This window comes from bacterium (genome assembly GCA_030654305.1).
Classification (GTDB): Bacteria; Krumholzibacteriota; Krumholzibacteriia; order LZORAL124-64-63; family LZORAL124-64-63; genus PNOJ01.
In genome coordinates this window covers 1-2,383 of the sequence record JAURXS010000528.1, presented here as the reverse complement: position 1 = coordinate 2,383, position 2,383 = coordinate 1, and the positions used below count along the sequence as shown (strand labels likewise).

The 2,383-nt window shown below is 74.6% G+C and carries 3 protein-coding genes; all 3 read left to right on the top strand.

From position 1 onward, the window contains the following. Nucleotides 1-153: 153 nt before the first annotated feature. Nucleotides 154-1,188 carry a hemolysin family protein gene (locus tag Q7W29_14820; GenBank protein MDO9173094.1) on the top strand — a complete coding sequence of 345 codons (1,035 nt, stop codon included), beginning with the start codon at nt 154-156 and terminating at the stop codon, nt 1,186-1,188. A gap of 32 nt (nt 1,189-1,220) precedes the next feature. After that, entirely contained in the window at nt 1,221-1,595 is a 375-nt protein-coding gene (locus Q7W29_14815) for a DUF1844 domain-containing protein (protein ID MDO9173093.1), read from the top strand. Then, a partial coding sequence (locus Q7W29_14810; protein ID MDO9173092.1) for a hypothetical protein occupies nt 1,592-2,383 on the top strand: 792 nt, incomplete at its 3' end. The genes Q7W29_14815 and Q7W29_14810, both read left to right, overlap by 4 nt.

The following is a 2,383-nucleotide window of genomic DNA, read 5'->3' as shown; positions in this document are numbered from 1 at the left end:
CGGTTTCGTCATGGCGAAGCTGGGGCGCATCCCCGCGCGCGGCGACCGCGTCGTGTGGGACCGCTACCGCTGCACGGTGCTGGAGATGGACGGCCTGCGCGTGACGAAGCTGCGCCTGCAGCGGCTGCCGCGCGCGGCGACGGAGGCGACGCCATGAGCGGCGGCCTCTCGCCGGCAGCCGTCGTGGCGGTGCTTGCAGCCTGCCTGGCGGCTTCGGCCTTCTTCTCCGGCGCCGAGACGGGGCTGATGAGCATCAGCCGCATCAGGCTGCGCACGCTCCTGCGCCACGAGCCGCACCCGCGCGCGGCCGCGCTGCGCCGGCTGCTGGACCGCATCGAGGATCCGGTGCTGTCCTGCCTGATCGGCACCAACCTCGCGAACGTCGGCTTCAGCGCCGTGCTGACCGCCGCGCTGACGGCGCGTTACGGGAGCCGCGGCGAGTTCGCGGCGGCCGCGATCGCCACCGTGCTGGTGGTCGTCTTCGGCGAGATCATCCCGAAGGTCGTGTACCGGGAGTACCCCGAGCGGTTGAGTCTCGCCTCGGTCCGGCCCCTGCGGGCGGCCATGCTCCTGCTGTCGCCGGTGCGCTGGGTGCTGCTGGCCTACTCTTCGCTGATCGACCGCCTCCTGCCCGGCCGCGGCCGTCGTGCCGAGGGCGCCGTCATCGGCCGCGAAGCGATGCACCACCTGATGGCCGCGCACCCGGCGGCCGCGCAGGACGGGCGCTTCACCGATCTGCTGGCCCGCTGCCTGGCCCTGTCGGACCTGAACCTCGACGCCGTGATGACGCCGTGGGAACGTGTCGACAGCCTGCCCCGCGCGGCGGATGCCGCGACGTGCCGCCGGCTGGCGGCCGCTTCCGGCTACAGCCGCCTGCCCGTGCTGGGCGACGACCCGCGCGAGGTGCAGGGCTGGGTCCTGGTGCGCGACCTGCTGCTGTCGGAGGCGATGCAGCAGGACTGGCGGCGGATCCCGGACGCGCTGCTGCGCACCTGCCCCCGCGTGGACCGCGAGATGTCGCCCTGGGGGTTGTTCGAGGAGATGCGCTGGCAGCGCCAGCAGATGGCCGTGGTGGTGGACGCCGGCGGGAACCCTCTGGGCATGGTCACGTTGGAGGACCTGCTGGAGGTCCTGGTCGGCAGCATCGCGGACGAATTCGACGACGAGGCGGACGACGCCGCCGGCTGACGACCGTACGGATCGGGCGAAGGAGGAGGAACGTGAGCGAGACGACGACCCCGGAGTTCGACAAGCACGACCAGTCGCTGATGATGCTCGTGCTCAACCTGCAGACCGGTACCCTGGTGCAGCTCGGCAAGCTCGCCGATCCCCAGACCGGGCAGCCTCGGCGCGATCTCGAAGGCGCGCGGCTGTCGATCGACCTGCTGGACATGCTGAAGGCCAAGACGAAGGGCAACGCCCACCCCGAGGTGGCCGGCCTGCTGTCGCGCGCCGTGATGGACCTGAAGCTCAACTACATGGACGAGCTGAAGAAGGAGCGGCAGGAGGCCGCGCCGGCGGCGGACGCCGGGGCGACGCCGGACACGGCACCGGACCCGGTGCCGGAGCCGGATGAAGGGGGCTCGCCCTCTTGAAGCCCACGTTGGTGAAGCCCGCCACGATCGCCCGCCTGCTCGCGGCCGGACTGGCCGCGGCCGCGCTGCTCGGCCCCGGCGACGGCGCCGCCGAGCAGCTGCGCCGCAACCAGGAGCGCTCGGTGCGGCTCGGCCGGCTCGTCGAGGGGGTGCTGCCCCCCGACGGCGTGCTGCTGATCGGCCTGGGGCACGAGCGTTGGTCGGTGCAGGCGGGGCCCGCCGAGGCGCGCTACTACGTCGACCACGTCGGTTGGCGCGCCGACGTCGAGTACGGCTGGCGGCCGTGGCTGCGCGCGTGGGCCTCGGCGCCGTGGCGCTCCTGGTCCGGCGGCGCCGGCGATCTGCCCGCCGCCGCGTCCGGGCTCGCCGACGGCGAGGCCGGCCTGGTCCTCGGCCTGCCGCGCCCCTGGCGCGACGCCGGTTTCGCGCTCGACCTGCGCACCACCCTGCCGCTGGGCTCGCGCGCGAGCGGCCTGGGCGACGGCGCGGCCGCGCCCTACGCGGGCTTGGCCTGGACGCAGCGCTTCTGGCGGGACGCCCAGGTCCCCGAACTGCGCCTGCACGCGGCGGCGGGCCGGCGCTGGACGCCGCGCGACGAGGGGCGGGGCGCCGTCGGCGACGGGCGCTACGAACCCTGGCCGCTGACCTACCCCGCGGACGCCGGCGGCGTCGGCAACGACCCCTGGCTGTGGAGCGCGGGCGTCGACCTGCGCAAGTCCCTCGCCGTGCTGCACGTCACGTACGCGGCGGAAGCGTACCCCGCGTCCGCCGCGATCGCGGCGCGCGAG